Annotated in this window: 13 protein-coding genes and 1 other annotated feature; of the genes, 12 read left to right on the top strand and 1 reads right to left on the bottom strand. The window is 48.4% G+C overall.

Translation table 11 applies throughout. The features are described 5' to 3' along the window. Positions 1-39 precede the first annotated feature (39 nt). The 3 genes from KNQ13_RS11725 to nrdG all read left to right on the top strand — a co-directional run bounded on the left by KNQ13_RS11725 (position 40) and on the right by nrdG (position 4,630). The gene (locus tag KNQ13_RS11725; protein WP_209548392.1) at positions 40-2,079 is read left to right on the top strand and encodes an ATP-binding protein; all 2,040 of its coding nucleotides are present in this window, start codon (positions 40-42) and stop codon (positions 2,077-2,079) included. Positions 2,080-2,355: 276 nt separating this feature from the next. Beyond that, the gene (locus KNQ13_RS11720; RefSeq protein ID WP_026831128.1) at positions 2,356-4,197 is read left to right on the top strand and encodes an anaerobic ribonucleoside triphosphate reductase; all 1,842 of its coding nucleotides are present in this window, start codon (positions 2,356-2,358) and stop codon (positions 4,195-4,197) included. Further along, entirely contained in the window at positions 4,172-4,630 is a 459-nt protein-coding gene (gene nrdG / locus KNQ13_RS11715) for an anaerobic ribonucleoside-triphosphate reductase activating protein (protein ID WP_014970028.1), read from the top strand. The genes KNQ13_RS11720 and nrdG overlap by 26 nt, the downstream gene beginning before the upstream one ends. A gap of 52 nt (positions 4,631-4,682) precedes the next feature. Here nrdG and KNQ13_RS11710 read toward each other — a convergent pair whose 3' ends face one another. Further along, complete coding sequence (locus KNQ13_RS11710) at positions 4,683-6,158, bottom strand: DHA2 family efflux MFS transporter permease subunit (RefSeq protein ID WP_026831129.1); 1,476 nt, start codon at positions 6,156-6,158, stop codon at positions 4,683-4,685. A gap of 312 nt (positions 6,159-6,470) precedes the next feature. Between KNQ13_RS11710 and KNQ13_RS11705 the strand changes: the two genes are divergently transcribed. From KNQ13_RS11705 to KNQ13_RS11665, 9 genes are all read left to right on the top strand, one after another. Continuing rightward, a complete protein-coding gene (locus KNQ13_RS11705) occupies positions 6,471-7,379 on the top strand; it encodes a TetR/AcrR family transcriptional regulator (protein WP_026831130.1) in 909 nt (302 codons plus the stop codon). 79 nt (positions 7,380-7,458) lie between these two features. After that, a complete protein-coding gene (locus KNQ13_RS11700) occupies positions 7,459-8,904 on the top strand; it encodes a SulP family inorganic anion transporter (RefSeq protein ID WP_026831131.1) in 1,446 nt (481 codons plus the stop codon). A gap of 102 nt (positions 8,905-9,006) precedes the next feature. Next, the gene (locus KNQ13_RS11695; protein WP_026831132.1) at positions 9,007-9,834 is read left to right on the top strand and encodes a fumarylacetoacetate hydrolase family protein; all 828 of its coding nucleotides are present in this window, start codon (positions 9,007-9,009) and stop codon (positions 9,832-9,834) included. 232 nt (positions 9,835-10,066) lie between these two features. Further along, the gene (locus KNQ13_RS11690) at positions 10,067-10,813 is read left to right on the top strand and encodes a DeoR/GlpR family DNA-binding transcription regulator (RefSeq protein ID WP_014970033.1); all 747 of its coding nucleotides are present in this window, start codon (positions 10,067-10,069) and stop codon (positions 10,811-10,813) included. Next, positions 10,810-11,730, top strand: coding sequence for a 1-phosphofructokinase (gene pfkB, locus KNQ13_RS11685; protein WP_026831133.1), 921 nt, complete (start codon positions 10,810-10,812; stop codon positions 11,728-11,730). The genes KNQ13_RS11690 and pfkB overlap by 4 nt, the downstream gene beginning before the upstream one ends. Before the next feature lie 17 nt (positions 11,731-11,747). Then, positions 11,748-13,682, top strand: a complete 1,935-nt coding sequence (locus tag KNQ13_RS11680; protein WP_214773231.1) for a PTS fructose transporter subunit IIABC — start codon at positions 11,748-11,750, stop codon at positions 13,680-13,682. Positions 13,683-13,799: 117 nt separating this feature from the next. Beyond that, entirely contained in the window at positions 13,800-14,945 is a 1,146-nt protein-coding gene (locus tag KNQ13_RS11675) for an FUSC family protein (RefSeq protein WP_014970036.1), read from the top strand. Between the two features lie 64 nt (positions 14,946-15,009). Continuing rightward, positions 15,010-15,213, top strand: a binding site (T-box leader). A 60-nt stretch (positions 15,214-15,273) separates the two neighbouring features. Continuing rightward, the gene (locus tag KNQ13_RS11670; protein ID WP_026831134.1) at positions 15,274-16,920 is read left to right on the top strand and encodes an aromatic amino acid hydroxylase; all 1,647 of its coding nucleotides are present in this window, start codon (positions 15,274-15,276) and stop codon (positions 16,918-16,920) included. 76 nt (positions 16,921-16,996) lie between these two features. After that, the gene (locus KNQ13_RS11665; RefSeq protein WP_026831135.1) at positions 16,997-17,509 is read left to right on the top strand and encodes a pyrophosphohydrolase domain-containing protein; all 513 of its coding nucleotides are present in this window, start codon (positions 16,997-16,999) and stop codon (positions 17,507-17,509) included. Positions 17,510-17,603 lie beyond the last annotated feature (94 nt).

Below are 17,603 nucleotides of genomic sequence, written 5' to 3'. Positions count from 1 at the left end.
CTTTATTTTTTTAGATTTAAGTAGGAGGGCTTCATGAACATGAAACAATGGATGACTGAAAAACTAGGGAGACAGCTGATGGCCGTTTTTTACAGCGTGTTTGCCTGGAGTGTACTCACATCCGTCGCCAGTTATCTGTACATCGACAATTCGGCTGGTCAGACGAAGGAACAAGTACTTGCTCAATTGCAACAAACCCAATGGTTCTGGTTTTTGAACTTATTGATTTTTCTTTTATGTTTATTATTCATCGTCCGTCCACTGATTGGTCGGTTGACGATGCAGTTACACGAACTGAACATCAAAAGTCAACGTCTAGCAGAAGGGAAATCGATTTCGCTTGAACATGATATTCCAGTCGAAAATGAAGTCGGTCAATTGACGGCGTCCTTTTATCAGATGGCACGTTCGATTTCGTCACAACATACGGAACTGTCGCGAAAAAATCAGTTGATGGAACAGAATCAAGATGCGCTTAAAAGTAAACAAACGGAACTTGAACAGGCACTTGAAGTCACCCGTTCGAATGAACTGCATTTACAAGATCGAAACGAACTGATTGAAACGCTTGCTTCGAAGGAAAGCTTGTTCGATTATTCTTCGGTCATCAGTACGATCGTCCGACTGACGAAAACGGAGTTCGGTGCCTTGTTGTTAATTAAAAACAATGAGATTTCCTCCGTCGTCCCTAAGGAAATGACTGCAGAGCAACAAGAAAGCTTGAAAACAGAATCGTTGTTACTCAAACGGGTCATGATTTCAAAAGAGATGGCAAACTCTTCGAAAAAGGTAGCAAATGATGAGTTGATCGGTTTTCCGTACTATATTTATGAAGCTGTCATTCCCATCATGGACCCGGCGAAGGAAGAATTGATTGCGTGTCTGTATTTAGCCCGGTTCGATCAAGCGTTTAAAGAAAAAGAATTGATTGAACTGGAGTCCTTCTCCAAACAAATTGCCATTTCGCTGATGCGGATGTCGTTGTATGAACAGATGGAATACGAGCGCAAGGAAACAGCGCAGTTACTCAATTCCGTCCGGGAAGCCATTTTGTATATCAAACATGACGAAAAAACGATTCTTGGGAATCAAGCTTTGTTTGACATCTTTGAGTCGCTTCAGATCGAAGAAGAAAATGATTCGATGACGTTTCTTGAAGTAAGACCGGAAACGATGTTTGAGCAGGTCGACCAAAAAGAAGCGTTCGAAGCCTACTTTGAAGAAGTGTTGTCGGGGAAGATTCCGGAGGGGATGTTCTCCTTATCGATTGATCAAGGTCAATATTTCATTCAAGTCTATGCGGAAGAAATCATGCTTAGTCAAGAAGCGAAAGGAACGATTCTCGTTTTCCGTGATGTCACGGCAGAGACGGAAGTCGACCGGATGAAATCGGAACTCGTCTCGACGGTGTCGCATGAATTACGGACGCCACTCTCGTCGATTTATGGGTTCACGGAACTGATGCTGAAACGAAAACTCGATCCCGAACGAAACAAACGGTATTTGCAGACGATTCATGATGAATCCAAACGCCTGACGGATCTTGTCAGTGATTTTTTGAATGTCCAACGGATGGAGTCAGGCAAACAGTCGTATGATAAAGAAGTGTTTGATCTCGTCGATACGGTCAAAGAACAGACCCGTTTTTATCAGGTCGCGACGGAACAACATCGTCTCCAACTGGATATCGATGAGAGCCATGAATTTTTAGTCAATGCCGATAAAAACAGTATGAAACAATTGATCGGGAACTTAGTCAGTAATGCGATCAAATATTCACCGGATGGTGGAGATGTCGTCATTTCCTTGACGCACCATCACAATCAGATTGAGTTGAGTATTCGTGATTTCGGGTTAGGGATTCCAAGTAGTGCGATGCCACACCTGTTCAGTAAATTTTACCGTGTCGACAATTCCGACAGTCGTAAAATCGGCGGAACAGGCTTAGGTCTATCGATCTGTAAGGAAATCGTCCGGGCGCACGATGGGAACATCGATGTCGAGTCGATCTTAGGGGAAGGAACGGTCTTTAAGGTTCTCTTACCAAGCGTGTCCGATACATTGATTGAAATGGATTAAACGGTTAAACAAGATGGAACAGGCAGACAGGGAGGAATCGTCCCGTCGCCTGTTCCTTTTTTTATTCTGAACGAGTAAAGTGACCCTTCTCATAGGGAACAGCTGATCAAGAAAAGGCGTCTTAATCCGATTTAATCCGATTTCTCGAAACATTTCGTGACGAATCGACGGTTTTCCTTGCAAAACGTTTCAGATATGCAGGGATTGTTGGTCATAAATGACTCTAGATATAGTGGGATTATAGAAAAACACCACAAGATTTAGGGAGAGATGAAGATGCAATTGCAGACGTTATACGAACAGGTCATTCAACATCCGTCATCCGATGAAATCCAGGAAAATGCCAATGTCGACGGGAAAACACCTCTTGCGAAACTAAATCGGATTGCAAGTACAGCAGCAAAGCAGATGATGCAGGACCTGTTGCTGTCAGCGGAGGTGAAACAAGCAGTAGACGACAACCTCATTTATATTCACGACGCCGATTATTATGTAACCGGGACGACGACTTGTGTCCAATTACCACTCGGGCGTTTGTTGACGACAGGATTTGACATGGCCCACGGGACGATCCGTCCGGCGCAAGACATTCGGTCCGCTTTAGCGCTCGCCGCAATCATCATGCAGGCGAACCAAAACATGCAGCATGGGGGACAATCCTATCCGATGTTTGACTATGATCTAGCACCATTCGTCGAAAAAACGTTTCAGCGTCAGCTCAAAAAAATCCGTGTTTTAGTTCCGAAATGGTCGAATCGTCAAAAACGGGCGTATGCGATGTCGGAAACGTATGAGATGACCTATCAAGCGTGCGAAGCGTTTATTCATAATACGAATTCGATGCATTCACGAGGCGGTGGACAAGTCCCGTTCATCTCCATCAACTACGGGACCGATACGTCCGTCTTTGGGCGATTGTTGATCCGGGCATTACTGGAAGCGACGAAAGCCGGACTTGGGAAAGGCGAAACACCGATTTTTCCGATCCAAATCTTTAAGGTCAAAGCCGGTGTCACGTTCCATCCGACTGATCCGAACTATGATTTGTTTCAACTCGCGACAGAAGTGACGGGGAAACGGCTGTTTCCGAATTTTGCTTTTTTAGATGCGCCCTTTAATCGATCGTCCAGTGGCGCACCGGAAGAAGAAGTAGCATATATGGGGTGTCGGACCCGAGTCTTTGAAAACCGTCAAGGTCCAGCATCCGTCGTTGGGCGTGGGAATCTTTCCTTTACGAGCTTGAATCTCGTTCGGTTGGCATTGATGACGCAAAGTCTGGACCGGATGTTCGCCCTTGTATCGACCTACACACATTTGATCTGTGAACAATTACTCGAACGGTATCAATATCAAGCAGATCGGACAGCAGAGGAATTTACTTTTTTATATCAACATGTTTGGCTGGATGGGCAGACGTTAGCACCATCTGATCGCGTCGAACCGGTATTGCGGCAAGGGACGTTATCGGTTGGGTTCATTGGTTTGGCGGAGGCCTTGATCGTCCTGACCGGTCACCATCACGGAGAAGCGGAGCTTGCTCACCGGATTGGTCAAGCCTTGATTGAGACGATGCGTACGGTCGTCGATCAATATGGCGAAAAAACCGGGCTGAATTTTTCATTACTCGCGACACCAGCGGAAGGATTATCAGGAAAGTTCACAGCGCAGGATTTGAAGACGTTTGGGTCCATCGACCGGGTGACCGATAAACCGTATTATACGAACTCGTTCCATCTCCCGGTCGACGCACCGGTCACCATCCGCGAGAAAATCCGGCTGGAAGCACCTTTTCACGCGTTATGTAACGGTGGTCATATTACCTATGTCGAGACGGACGGTGCGTTAGCGGGAAATCGAGAGGCAATCGAAGAAATCGTCCGACTAATGGCAGCGTCGGGAATGGGGTATGGTTCGATCAATCATCCCATCGACCGGTGTCTGACCTGCCGGACGGAACAAACGATCGAGCTGAAGTGCCCCGTTTGCGGTGGTGAAGAGATTGAACGAATTCGCCGGATCACCGGCTACTTGGTCGGAACGATGGATCGTTGGAATGAAGCGAAACGGGCAGAAGAACAGGACCGGGTGCGCCATGCGACTGCTACAGATTCTCGCTGACTCGGTCGTCGATGGTCCGGGATTACGCACGGTCGTCTTTTTTGCAGGGTGTCCCCATCACTGTCCGGGCTGCCACAATCCCGATTCTTGGCTCGTCGAAGGGGGAGCTGACTACTCGGTCGCTGAAGTCGTCGAACAGATTCATATGCTCGGATCACGGCGGATTACGATTTCAGGTGGGGAGCCGTTCCTGCAACGTTCGGCTCTAGTCGAGTTGATTGCAGCGTTAGCCGGTTATGAAATCTATCTTTTTACGGGCTACACCATTGAACAGCTGCTTCGACAGGAACAGACGCAGTGGATTTTGTCACGGATCGACTGCCTGATCGACGGGCGTTATGTCCGGTCGCTCCATGATCCTTCGTTGTCGATCCGGGGCAGCACCAATCAACGGATCATTCTAAAGAACGAGCTTCGAGCATTCCTCAGCTAAAACAATCGGTCGTTTCTTCTCTAAACAACGAGAGGAAACGACCGATTGTAGGTTAAGCGTATTTTTTTTCACGTGCGGGTTCGACATGAACGACGTCTTGTTCGATCGGACGTTTCTTAATGAAGAACGATAGACCGAGCGCGAGGAGCGCAAGCAGCGTCGCGACGAAAAACGTATCGTTGATCCCTTCGACCATTGACTGGGTGATGATCGTTTGCGGGTTCGTACCCGGTGTTGCATTTGCCGTTAATTCTTTTGCATAATCGGCTGTCCGTGACGTCATGACAGAGACGAGTAATCCAGAACCAATCGCACCGGAGACTTGTGACAACGTATTGTTGAGGGCGGTCCCGTGTGGTGTCAAGTGTTGCGGAATATGGTTCAGTCCGTTCGTCATGACGGGCATCATGACCATTGAGATTCCTAAGAAGCGCAACGTATACATGATGACGAGGAATGAATAAGCGGTATCGGCTGTCAGACGACTGAAGAAGAACGTCGTCAAGACGGTCAACGACAATCCGATCATCGCGAGGATTCGGGCACCGAAACGGTCAAACAGACGACCGGTAATCGGCGACATGAACGCCATGACGAGCGCGCCGGGCAACATCAACAACCCGGAATGAAACGGGGAGATTCCCCGAATCGTCTGGACGTAGATTGGCATCAGAATCATCGCCGAGAACATCGACATGTTCAGGACCATCGAGATGCCTTGCGATAAGGCGAACATCGGATACTTAAAAATCCGGAATTCAAGCATCGGCTCATCCAACCGGAATTGGCGTATAATAAACGAGGTCAGACTGATGACGCCGATTGCGAGTGTTCCGATGACCGTCAGAGAGCCCCAACCAGCTGATCCGGCAGAACTGAAGCCGTAAAGCAAACCACCAAAACCAAAGCTTGATAAGACAAGTGACAATTGGTCGAGACGGAGTGTGCTCGTGATCGTTTCTTTTTTTAATAAGAAGAAGCCGATGACAAGGACGAGTAGGGAAATCGGTGTGACGATATGGAACAGCATCCGCCATTCGTAATGCTCAAGAACCCATCCGGATAAAGTCGGACCGATTGCGGGTGCAAACGTGATGACAAGACCAAAAATCCCCATGGCTTGCCCCCGTTTTTCGATTGGAAAACCATTTAAGAGGACATTCATCAATAAAGGCATCATGATGGCTGAACCGGAGGCCTGTAACATTCGGGAACCGAGTAAGGTCGGAAACAGGTCGGCCTGTCCGGCAAGAATCGTCCCGATTGAAAAAAGTCCCATCGCCGTCAAGAATAATTGACGGGTCGAAAATTTTTGGACGAGGTAGGCTGACGTCGGAATCATGATTCCGTTGACCAACATATAACCGGTCGTCAGCCATTGTGCGGTGCTCGCTTCGATATTAAAGGATTGCATGATGGAGGGTAAGGCAATGTTCAATAGCGTCGAGTTGAGGACGGCGACGAATGCACCGGCCATTAAGACGGCTAAGATTAAATAAAGGCGAGATGATTGCTTGGTTGATTGCATTTCGTTATGCTCCTTTTGTACAGTAAGTCTACTTTGTTATACACTGATTCTACAACTTAGTCATTCTATCGTCTGAAGCAACTGATTACAAATTATTTGCTTTGTGAAATAGTCGAGAACACTCGTGAATTCAGTCGTGAGATGAATCGGCTTCGAACAAAAGATGGCTTTAGCCGTCCCGATTATTCGACATTTCCAACCCCTTGCGGATCAACTCATAAACTGCTCCGGCAAAGGATGGAATCTATTTTTCTACACTAAAATAATATGTGACCGCTGAAAATGAGGTCACTTCAAGAAAAGGACACGATTATGAACCCAAAAAAGAAACAACTCTTAGATGCCGCCTATCAATTATTCGTCTCAAAAGGGTACCAGTCGACTTCGATTCAAGACATACTCGATCAAAGTGTCGTCTCAAAAGGAACCTTTTATAATTATTTTTCCTCGAAAAATGAACTGTTCATCGATGTTTTCAACACGGTGTTCGAAAAGATGCGCACTGCGCGGAAGGAAATTTTAGTCGGACGGGATGTCTCGGATTACGAGACCTTTATCCAACAAGGGAATTGTTACCTTGAACTGATGCAAAAATACAAACTGTATACGCTGTTTGAAGAGGCGATTGCTTCGAATGAAAAAGAATTAAAAGCGTTCATGGAAAATAATCGTCTGCTCGAAATCGAATGGACGTACCATCGTCTCCGTGACTTGTTTGGTGAAGCGAAGACCCCGTATCTCCTCGATCTTGCCGTCATCTACACCGGAATGTTGCAATATGCGATGTATTTCTTCCGCCAATCCGAACGAAACACCCAGCCGGAACGCGTCGTCCGGTACGTCTTCAATCGCCTGACCCATCTTGTCGAAGATGTCAGTCGCACGGAGGAACAATTGATTCCGCCCCGCTTTTTATCAGTCTGGCTCGACCGCCCGCAAGATGAGGTCGTCATCCGGAAAGACCTGTTTGAGAAGACGAATGCGCACATGAAACGTCTGATCACGTTGTCTCCGATTTCAGAAGCATCAAAAGTAGCCCATGATGAAGTGCTCGATTTCATTTATGAAGAGTTACTCGAACGCAAGAAACCAAAAATACACTTGTTACGGCGCGCACTGGAGACGCTGGCGGAAGATCCGATCTTCCACGGACAGGAAATCATGGTCCGCTACCAAGACATGGTCGATGAGATCGTTCAAATTCGGATTCTGACCCAATAAGTGTTGCCGCAGTCAGGAAATCAGATTATGATAACCAAATGTATCTTACACGAATCAATTAGAAGAAATGAGGAATTCAATGTTTTCACAATGGAGAAAAGAATGGGTCTTACAACCAAAAGCCGATATGTTGTCTGGCATCGTAGTTGCGTTAGCACTCGTTCCGGAAGCAATCGCCTTCTCATTAATCGCGGGTGTGAATCCGATGGTCGGTTTGTATGCTTCGGTCATCATTGCCATCATCATCTCGATTGCGGGTGGACGACCAGGGATGATCTCAGCCGCGACGGGAGCGATGGCACTTGTCGTCGTTCAACTCGTCAAAGATCATGGGGTCGATTATTTATTGGCGGCGGGAATTCTTGCAGGTGTGTTCCAAATCCTGTTAGGCGTTTTAGGCGTCGCGAAATTACTCCGGTTCATACCGCGTGCCGTCATGGTCGGATTCGTCAATGCGTTAGCGATCTTGATTTTTTCCGCCCAGTTGCCCCAGTTTGAAGGGCAAAACTGGATTATGTACGCGATGGTTGCGGCGTCCCTTGCCATCATCTTGATTTTTCCCCGGTTTACGAAAGTGATTCCGGCACCACTCGTCGCGATTACGATCATGACCGTCTTGACGGTCTTCTTGTCACTTGATACACGTGTCATCGGTGATATGGGACAGATTTCGGCTTCATTACCAAGCTTTTTCTTACCGAATGTACCGTTTTCGCTCGAAACGCTTCAAATCATTTTCCCTTATGCGTTATCACTGGCCTTTGTTGGTTTGATTGAATCGTTACTAACGGCTCGGATCGTCGATGAGATGACGGATACGACGTCAAACAAAGCGACGGAGTCACGTGGACAAGGAATCGCCAACATCGTGGCGGGATTCTTTGGCGGGATGCCAGGCTGTGCGATGATCGGTCAATCGGTCATCAATGTCACATCAGGTGGCCGGGGACGACTATCGACGTTTACAGCAGGTGCCTTTTTAATGCTGTTGATGGTGACGATGAATGATTTACTGATGACGATCCCAATGGGGGCACTCGTCGGTGTGATGTTCTTCGTGTCGTACGCGACGTTTGACTGGGGATCCTTTAAGATGTTGAAGAACTCACCGAAAAGTGATTCTGCCGTCATGCTGGCGACGGTTCTCGTGACGGTGCTGACGGATGATTTATCAATCGGCGTACTCGTCGGAATTTTACTTGCCGCCATTTTATTTGCATCAAAAATCTCACGAATCGATGTCAAACGACAGATCGACGATTCAACCGTCGTCTATGCCATCAACGGTCCGATTTTCTTTGCTTCGACGACGACGTTCGTCGAACAGTTTGATCTAATAGCGGACCAAGCGTACGAACAGGTTGTTCTTGATTTCACGAAAGCCCATCTGTTTGACGATTCGGCGACGGAAGCGATTGAGACCATTGTTCTCAAGTATCAGGCAGCAGGCATCAAAACAGAACTCGTCGCATTAAATGAAGAATCGCAGGCGTTGGTTGACCGGTTAGCCCGTCGTATTGCCTGACCGAGAGCCGTTCCGAACATGAATTCGGACGGCTCTTTTTTTCGTGAAAGCAGACTCGGCAGAAGACTTTTCGGTATACTGGAAAAAAAGGGGGAAATGATCATGAAATGGTTTCGATTTGAGCAAGACGGCCGGGCACGTATCGGGGTGGAGGAGGCAGGACATCGGTATGACGTGACGCCGCAAGTCTATACGGATTCATTACTCGAAGTCATCGTTCGCGGATTCGAGATGGATGTGGATTTAGATGTAGCTCCACGCTTAACGGATCATGTCCGTTTGCTCGCACCTTACTTACCACCACGTAACGTGATTTGTGTCGGAAAAAACTATGCCGATCATATCAAGGAGATGGATACGGCAGGGGCAGGGAAGTTCGTCTTATTCACAAAAGCACCAAGTTCAATCGTCGGTCCATTTGACCCGATCGAACGCCATGCTGATCTGACGCAACAACTTGATTATGAGGGGGAACTTGCGATCATCATCGGGACGACGGGACGTGATTTGACACCGGAAAATGCGCTTGAGCATGTATTTGGCTACAGTATCATCAATGATGTGACGGCACGGGATCTGCAAAAAGAACATGTGCAATTTTTCCGTGGTAAATCACTCGACGGTTTTTGTCCGTTTGGTCCGGTCATCGTGACGGAAGATGCTTTTGATCCGGCAGACGTATTAGTCGAGACACGGGTGAACGGTGAACTCCGTCAGTCGGGTTCGACGAAATTGATGCTGCGAGATGTCGTCACGATTCTGACCGAAGTGTCGCGCGGGATGACTCTTGAAGCAGGAGATGTCATCGCAACGGGGACACCGGCCGGCGTCGGACACGGAATGAAGCCTCCGGTCTATCTTCAAGACGGAGATGTCATCGATGTATCAATCGAAGGAATCGGACATCTGCAAAATCAAGTCAAAGCCTGAAAATGAATACCGGGTGACCATCTTGTTTAAAACCGCTCAGGGGATGAGCGGTTTTTTTTGTGTAAACGGTCATCATATGACCGTTTTTGGTGTATAATAGACGTATAAGAGGACATTATTGTCGAAAAAAGTCACATTTTGAAGGTTTTTTGACGAAAAACATAAAAAGTTGAACGATTTTGATTGATTTTTAAATGTAAACGCTTTATATTAAAGATGCGGAGGGAAACCAATGTTAACGAAAAAACGCCATCAACTGATTCTTGAGTTATTGGCTCGAGAAGAAGTCGTCAAAATGCAGACGATCGTCGATCAGACGGGAGCCAGTGAATCCACGATTCGCCGAGATTTATCACAGCTGGAAGCAGCGGGACATCTTCGACGGGTTCATGGCGGGGCGACCGCCAATCACTTGCAAATTGATGAACCGAGTTATTTCGAGAAAAGTGATCGTTTCGTTGAAGAAAAGGACCGGATTGCCCAAGCAGCTGCCGACTTGATCGAAGACGGAATGTACGTTTATCTCGATGCGGGAACGACGACACTTGCCATCGTTCCTTACCTCGAACAAAAGGCGATTACAGTCGTAACGAACAGTCTTCCTCTAGCGAATACATTACTCTATCACCGTATCCCGACGTTCGTCGTCGGAGGGCAACTCAAGCATTCGACGCAAGCACTGGTTGGTTACAACGCACGTGAAGGAATGTTGATTTACCATTTTGATGTCGCATTTCTTGGGATGAACGGTGTTCATCCGACCCAAGGATTCACGACGCCGGATCCGGAAGAGGCACTCGTAAAGAAGACAGCGATTGAGTTGGCAAAAAAGTCTTACGTATTAGTCGATGAGACGAAGTTGGATGAAATCAGTTTTAGTCGGGTCGCTTCATTGCGAGCGGCGACGATCATCACGACGACATCGAGCGAACAAGAAGCGAAATACAGTCAATATACAGAGGTGGTGAACGCGAAATGATTTATACACTGACATTGAACCCATCGATCGATTATTATGTCACGTTGCCGGTATTTGAAGCCGGTCAGGTCAACCGTGTCGAACAAGCCGAAAAAGTGGCGGGTGGAAAAGGGATCAACGTCTCACTCGTCCTGAAGAATTATGAGGTCGAAACAGAGGCACTCGGATTTTTAGGAGGAAGCACCGGGCAGTTCATTCGCAATGAACTGGAAAAACAAGGTGTCTTGACAGCCTTTACGCCGATTGCTGATGAGACACGGATTAACGTTAAAATCCGTGCTGATCAGGAATCAGAACTCAATGCAGCGGGACCAAAAATTCAAGAAGATGAATTAAACGCGTTACTGGCAGCATTCGAGACGATGCAGGCAGGCGACATCGTCGTCTTTGCCGGCAGCATCCCAAGCAGCTTACCGCAAGATTTATATCGAAAGATTGCCGAAGTCTTGACCAAACGTGGTGTCAAGTTCGCCGTCGATACGACAAAAGAAGCGATGCTTGAAGTATTGCCGCTTGGTCCATTCATGATCAAACCGAACCATCACGAATTAGGAGAGATTTTTGATGTCGAGATTACGTCAAAAGAAATGGCGGTCCCTTATGCCCAACAACTCGTTGAGCGGGGCGCAGAAAACGTCATCATCTCCTTTGCAGGGGACGGCGCGTTACTCGTCAATAAACAAGGAGCTTACACGGCGAACACACCAGCCGGAAAGCTGATCAACTCTGTCGGTGCAGGGGATTCCCTTGTCGCAGGCTTCGTTGCCAGTCACGCGCTCGGCCGACCGCCGGAAGAAGCTTTCCGGTACGCTGTCACGACAGGCAGTGCGTCCGCTTATGCATTCGGATTATGCACGAAAGAAGATATCGATCGTTTACTGACAGACGTCCAAGTCGTTGAACTCATTCAATCATAAAAAGGAGTGACTCACTCATGAAAATTACAGATCTTTTGACACGTGACACGATCAAACTCGATTTACGTTCATCTACGAAAGCAACCGTCATCGACGAGCTTGTCGATGTCCTCGATCGGGCCGGGAAATTAAATGACCGTTCGGCTTACCGCGAAGCCATCTTGGCACGGGAAGCACAAAGCACGACTGGACTCGGCGAAGGAATCGCCATTCCTCACGCGAAGACGGCAGCTGTTAAATCACCAGCCATCGCCTTCGGTCGTTCAACGGGAATCGATTACGAAGCACTCGACGGACAACCAAGTCGCCTGTTCTTCATGATTGCAGCTGGTGAAAATGCGGATAACGCTCACCTCGAGACATTATCGAAACTGTCCGTCTACCTGATGGACATGAAGTTCCGCGACACGCTTCTCTCCGCCCGTTCGGAAGATGAAGTCATCGCCGCAATCGAAGCAAAAGAACGAGAAGAAGAAGGCCCGGTCGATGTCTCTTCACCAGCCGTCGCCAAAGACGCGCCGTATATCCTTGCCGTAACAGCATGTCCGACCGGCATCGCCCATACGTACATGGCAGCCGATGCCCTCCGTCAAAAAGCGGAAGAGATGGGTGTGCGGATCAAAGTCGAGACAAACGGTTCGACCGGGGTTAAAAACGGTCTAACAAGTCAAGACATCCAGGACGCAACAGCAATCATCGTCGCTGCGGATAAAGCCGTCGAGATGGATCGCTTCAACGGAAAACACGTCGTCGAAGTTCCCGTCGCTCAAGGAATCCGTAAACCAAAAGAATTGATTGACCGCGCCGTCAAACAAGATGCGCCGATCTATAAAGGCAGTGGTTCAAGTGACAGTTCAAAACCGGCGCGTGGCGGTTTCTACAAACATTTGATGAGTGGGGTTTCCGCGATGTTGCCACTCGTCGTCGCCGGTGGTCTGTTGATCGCGATCAGCTTCTTCTGGGGCATCAACTCTGCTAATCCGGATGATCCATCGTACAACGAATTTGCCGCCCAACTGATGTCGATCGGTCAGGCTGCATTTGGTCTCTTGATTCCGATTCTTGCCGGATTCATCGCGATGTCGATTGCCGATAAACCAGGTCTTGCACCAGGTTTGATTGCCGGTTTCCTCGCAAGCCAAGGGAACGCTGGTTTCCTAGGTGGATTGATCGCTGGTTTCCTTGCTGGTTACGTTGTCCTTGTGCTTGTTAAAGTCTTACAAGGTCTTCCAAAAGCACTCGAAGGTATCAAACCGGTCTTACTTTACCCATTACTTGGATCGTTCATCACGGGAATGATCATGTTGCTTGTCATCAACGAACCAATCGCTGCCTTCATGACGTGGTTGACGGATTCGCTCAACGGTCTCAGTGGTGGAAACGCCATCCTGCTCGGTATGCTCGTCGCTGCGATGATGGCGATCGACATGGGTGGTCCAATCAACAAAACAGCTTACGTTTTCGGTACAGCCGCTCTGACAGCAGGAAACACGGAAGTCATGGCAGCCGTCATGGCAGGTGGTATGGTTCCACCACTTCTCGTGGCCTTCTCTTCAACATTATTCGCACGTAAGAAATTCACACCACAAGAACGTGAAGCGGGTATCGCAGCGTACGCAATGGGTGCTTCATTCGTCACGGAAGGTGCAATTCCATTCGCAGCAGCCGATCCACTTCGGGTTATCCCGGCAAGCGTCATCGGTTCAGCCATCGCCGATGCGCTCACAATCGTCTTCGGTGTGTTGCTTCCGGCACCACACGGCGGTGTATTCGTCTTCCCACTACTTGACGGACCATCCGGCACACTGATGGCTGTTCTCAGCTACGCTGGTGCAATCCTTATCGGAGCACTCGTCGGTGCCGCAATCCTCTCGATCTTGAAAAAACCGCTTGTCGATCAAGAAGTTGCGAAAAAAGAAATGACTTCAGGTGCGGGCACGAAAGCATCATAATCGATTGTTTTGATCTCAAAATCACTCCAGATTGTCTTGGAGTGATTTTTTAATTGCCTTTTAAGGGTATTAGAGCAAGAATAGGGGACGTATCTACAATATGAAGGAGGTTCGTATATGGGCGGTCAGTCTTTACAAATCGGACCACGTACCATCAAAACAGGCCTGGCAGTCATATTGGCTTTGATTATCAGTGACTTGTTTAATTTAAGCCCAATCCTACCTGCGATTTCAGCAGCGACCACATTATTACCGTCCGTGTATCAAACATGGAAACAATTTCTCGAGGAAGCAGAAGCCAATTTGATTGGTGCCTTCTTGACGCTTGTCTCGCTCTGGATTTTAGGCGATAATCCGGCCAATCCGCTCGCAATCGGCATTGTCATCATGGCAGCGATCTCGATTTTACTGGCTTTTGGCTTCGGACGGACGATTCCCCACGTTGTCTTGATGATCATCGTCATCCTGGAGAGTGTCGAAGGGGCGACCGATCCGTTGTGGCAAATCGTCTTGATTCGTTACTTACTCGTGATGCTCGGAATCAGCTGTGCGCTGGGCGTCAACGCCCTGATCTTCCCACCGCGTTACGGCAATGTCTATTATCAAAAGGCCTCAAAATTGTTTGAAAAATTGCTTGTCGTGACCCGGGCGATTGCCTTTGAAGGAAAAGTCACACCGTATCGTTCAGCCATCGATAAGATGAGTCGCTCGATGCTTGAGACAAAGACACTGTTCAATTTACACCGGGAAGAAATTCGCGGATCGCGGCAACGGCATGTCTCGTTGTTACGCAACTTGATCATCCTGCAACATATGCAATCGTGTCTCGAACGAGGTGTCGCGACGGCAGAACGATTCCGCGAACGGGAGCAGGCGCTCTCCAAAATCGCGGACGATCTCCGGAGCGAATTATTTTACCATGTCATGCATATCGCACAACGTCAGGAAAAAGTTTTGTTGACGTACGATTTGTTACTGACGGAAGAACCACTCGCGATGGAGGATCTTGTCAAAGAAAACATTGCCTTCGTCAAACATTCCTTCTTGGACCGCGATGAGCTTGAGGAAGAACTGATCATGGAAATTCTGCCGATCGTCGTCGCGATGAACGAATGGATCCAGGAACTGGAACTGTTTGAAAAACGGCTTAACGGAGCACTCCGGCGGCACGTCACATCACTTTCAATCGAACAAAAATCCGTTCGGGATAAAACATTTAATCGCTTTAAACGGAAAAAAGCGATTGACGAAAGTAAAAAGTAAGCGTATAGTCCTTCTTAACAGCACTTTAGTTGCTAACAGCATAACAGCATAACAGAATGAAAGAAGTTGGACGAAGACGAAACCGAAGTAGAAACAATCTCCCTGTTTCAGAGAGCACGTGGCGCTGCGAACGTGTACACAGATTGAATCGAATTACAGTTTCCGAGTCTCTTGCCATGCAAGCGGAGAAAACCGTTATCCCGTAATCAAGTGATCTATGTCTACGTAGATTATCAGGGTGGTACCGCGGCCTTTCGTCGTCCCTGTCGAACATCTTTGTTCGGCAGGGACTTTTTGTTGTTCATCTACTAACAAGGGGGAAATTCATATGTCAACACCAATCATTCCAAGTCACTTACGACCACACGTCGCACCACAGCACTACGAGGATTACACGCCAACGGATCATGCGGTCTGGCGTTACGTCATGCGACTCAATTTAAATACATTACAAGATACGGCACATCCGGCATACCTTGAAGGACTAGCCGCATCGGGCATTAGTCCGGAACGGATTCCGGATGTCCGTGATATGACGGCGAAGTTAAGCCGTGGCGGATGGGGGACGGTTGCCGTTGACGGTCTGATTCCGGGTGTCGCCTTCTTTGATTTCCAAGGTCATGGCTTGTTGCCGATCGCAACCGACATCCGGAAGGTCGACAACATTCTCTACACACCAGCACCCGACATCTTACACGAAGCAGCAGGTCATGCGCCGATCCTGATGAATCCAACATACGCGGAATTTGTCCGCCGGTTCGGTGAAATCGGAGCGCATGCCTTTAACCATAAAGCCGAGCATGATGTCTTCAAGGCATTAAAAAAATTAACGATCGTCAAAGAAAGCCCGTTTTCGACAGCAGCAGACGTCGAACAGGCAGAAGTCGCACTCGCTGAAACCCGGACGCATGTCACCGGTATCTCGGAAGCCAATGAAATTTCGCGTCTCTTCTGGTGGACGGTCGAATTTGGTCTCATCGGTGACATCAACAATCCGCAAATCTACGGTGCCGGTCTTCTGTCATCGGTCGGCGAAAGCCGGCATTGTCTGACGGATGCCGTCACAAAACATCCGTTTTCGCTTGAGAAAGCACTGGCAACGAAACACGACGTGACGAGCATGCAAAAGGAACTGTTTGTTTGTGAATCGTTTGAACAGCTCCGTGAGGCGTTAGAAGAATTCGCCCAGACGATGTCATACGTTCGCGGCGGGATTCACGGTCTGACGAAAGCCGTCGAGTCGGGCAACTTGTCGACGTTGGTCTTTGATAGTGGTGTCTCGCTCGTCGGTGTACCGGATACACACGAAATCCATGAATCCCTGCATCTCGTCAAACTGACCGGTCCGACGGCGCTTGCTGCTAAAGGTAAAGTCATGACAGGACAAGGGCTTGCCGATCATCCGGAAGGCTTTACGTTATTACACGGACAGGAACTAAATGAAGTGTTGTTGCAAGTGAAAGTCGGCGAACAGCTGGACTGGAAAGAAGGTTCGGTTCAGGTGACGGGACAAATCTCCGCAATCCAGAACGTCAACGGCCACCGTGCGCTCGTCATCTTGGAAGATGCGCAGGTGACAAAAGATGGAGAAACGGCAACGATGAGCCGGATGGAGTTGATTGTCGGTGAGATCACGTCAGCTTTCCCGGGAACGGAAGTCGAAGCATTGAAACCAATCCCGGAAACGGTCGAATTTGACCGGATCGAGCGACCATTGACGGCAGCAGATCCAATTTTTGAAGCAGTTCGGGAAATACGGGAAGGGCGGGCCGACCGTCAAGTGTTGCCCCAACTAATTGATCAGACCCTTAGCCAACTGCCGGATGCGTGGTTATTGCGCCTCGAGTTACTCGAACTGGCGGATGAAGTCGATCAAACACGTCTGATTGCCGATCTTGACCGTCTGAAACAGACGTCAAAAGAACGCGAGGAATTAATCAGCCGGGGAATCCGATTGGTCGATCGCGTGCGATGAACGTATCGAGAAATCTCCTGAAACCTGTTAGAATGGAAACCGTGTGAAAGTGAAACGGAACAGGGGAGTGATCGATTTGAAACAACCAAATTATTATCAGGACGTCAAACAGTTCCATCAGACGTTTCGTCATCCGGGGGCGGAGCGCCCGACACCGATTCCACTGGAACGTGGAATCAAACGGGCGACGTGGACGGTAGAAGAAGCGGCTGTCGAGTTTCTGCATCAATCGTCGCGCGACGAAAAAGAATTTTTAGCGGCAATTGAAGTATTAAAAGCGGGGATCGATCGAGCCGTTGAAAAGTCCCTGAACGAAACCTATCCAACGAACGAGGTCGAACAGCTTGTTGGTCAGGGAGATGCCTTGACGGACGCACTTTACTTCATCATGGGGAGCTTCGTCGAGGCGGGACTTGAGCCTGGACCACTCTTCGAAATCGTCCAACAAGCGAATATGGCGAAACTTGGTCCAGACGGTCAACCGATCTTCCGGGAATCGGATCAAAAAGTCATGAAACCGGCTGGCTGGTTACCACCGGAACCACAGCTCGAAGCGGAAGTCTTGCGGCAAATGCAGGAAAAAGCATAAAAAAAAGGCTCATCACCATAACACGTGGTTGCTATTTTAACGACCAAGCTCAAGGCGCAATCTCAAAAAGAATCGTTCGAGGTTTCGGTAGCCA

Source organism: Exiguobacterium sp. s128 (assembly GCF_018618815.1).
Taxonomy (GTDB): Bacteria; Bacillota; Bacilli; order Exiguobacteriales; family Exiguobacteriaceae; genus Exiguobacterium_A; species Exiguobacterium_A antarcticum.
Note: the sequence above shows the minus strand (reverse complement) of the source record. Positions and strands in the feature narration are given on the sequence as shown.

What these genes read in the sequence shown, in the direction of transcription:
- KNQ13_RS11670 (WP_026831134.1), top strand. Translation starts at nt 15,274, where the DNA reads ATGTCAACACCAATCATTCCAAGTCACTTACGACCACACGTCGCACCA.
- pfkB (WP_026831133.1), top strand. Translation starts at nt 10,810, where the DNA reads ATGATTTATACACTGACATTGAACCCATCGATCGATTATTATGTCACG.
- KNQ13_RS11720 (WP_026831128.1), top strand. Translation starts at nt 2,356, where the DNA reads ATGCAATTGCAGACGTTATACGAACAGGTCATTCAACATCCGTCATCC.
- KNQ13_RS11705 (WP_026831130.1), top strand. Translation starts at nt 6,471, where the DNA reads ATGAACCCAAAAAAGAAACAACTCTTAGATGCCGCCTATCAATTATTC.
- KNQ13_RS11710 (WP_026831129.1), bottom strand. Translation starts at nt 6,158, where the DNA reads ATGCAATCAACCAAGCAATCATCTCGCCTTTATTTAATCTTAGCCGTC.
- KNQ13_RS11700 (WP_026831131.1), top strand. Translation starts at nt 7,459, where the DNA reads ATGTTTTCACAATGGAGAAAAGAATGGGTCTTACAACCAAAAGCCGAT.
- nrdG (WP_014970028.1), top strand. Translation starts at nt 4,172, where the DNA reads ATGCGACTGCTACAGATTCTCGCTGACTCGGTCGTCGATGGTCCGGGA.
- KNQ13_RS11690 (WP_014970033.1), top strand. Translation starts at nt 10,067, where the DNA reads ATGTTAACGAAAAAACGCCATCAACTGATTCTTGAGTTATTGGCTCGA.
- KNQ13_RS11675 (WP_014970036.1), top strand. Translation starts at nt 13,800, where the DNA reads ATGGGCGGTCAGTCTTTACAAATCGGACCACGTACCATCAAAACAGGC.
- KNQ13_RS11680 (WP_214773231.1), top strand. Translation starts at nt 11,748, where the DNA reads ATGAAAATTACAGATCTTTTGACACGTGACACGATCAAACTCGATTTA.
- KNQ13_RS11695 (WP_026831132.1), top strand. Translation starts at nt 9,007, where the DNA reads ATGAAATGGTTTCGATTTGAGCAAGACGGCCGGGCACGTATCGGGGTG.
- KNQ13_RS11725 (WP_209548392.1), top strand. Translation starts at nt 40, where the DNA reads ATGAAACAATGGATGACTGAAAAACTAGGGAGACAGCTGATGGCCGTT.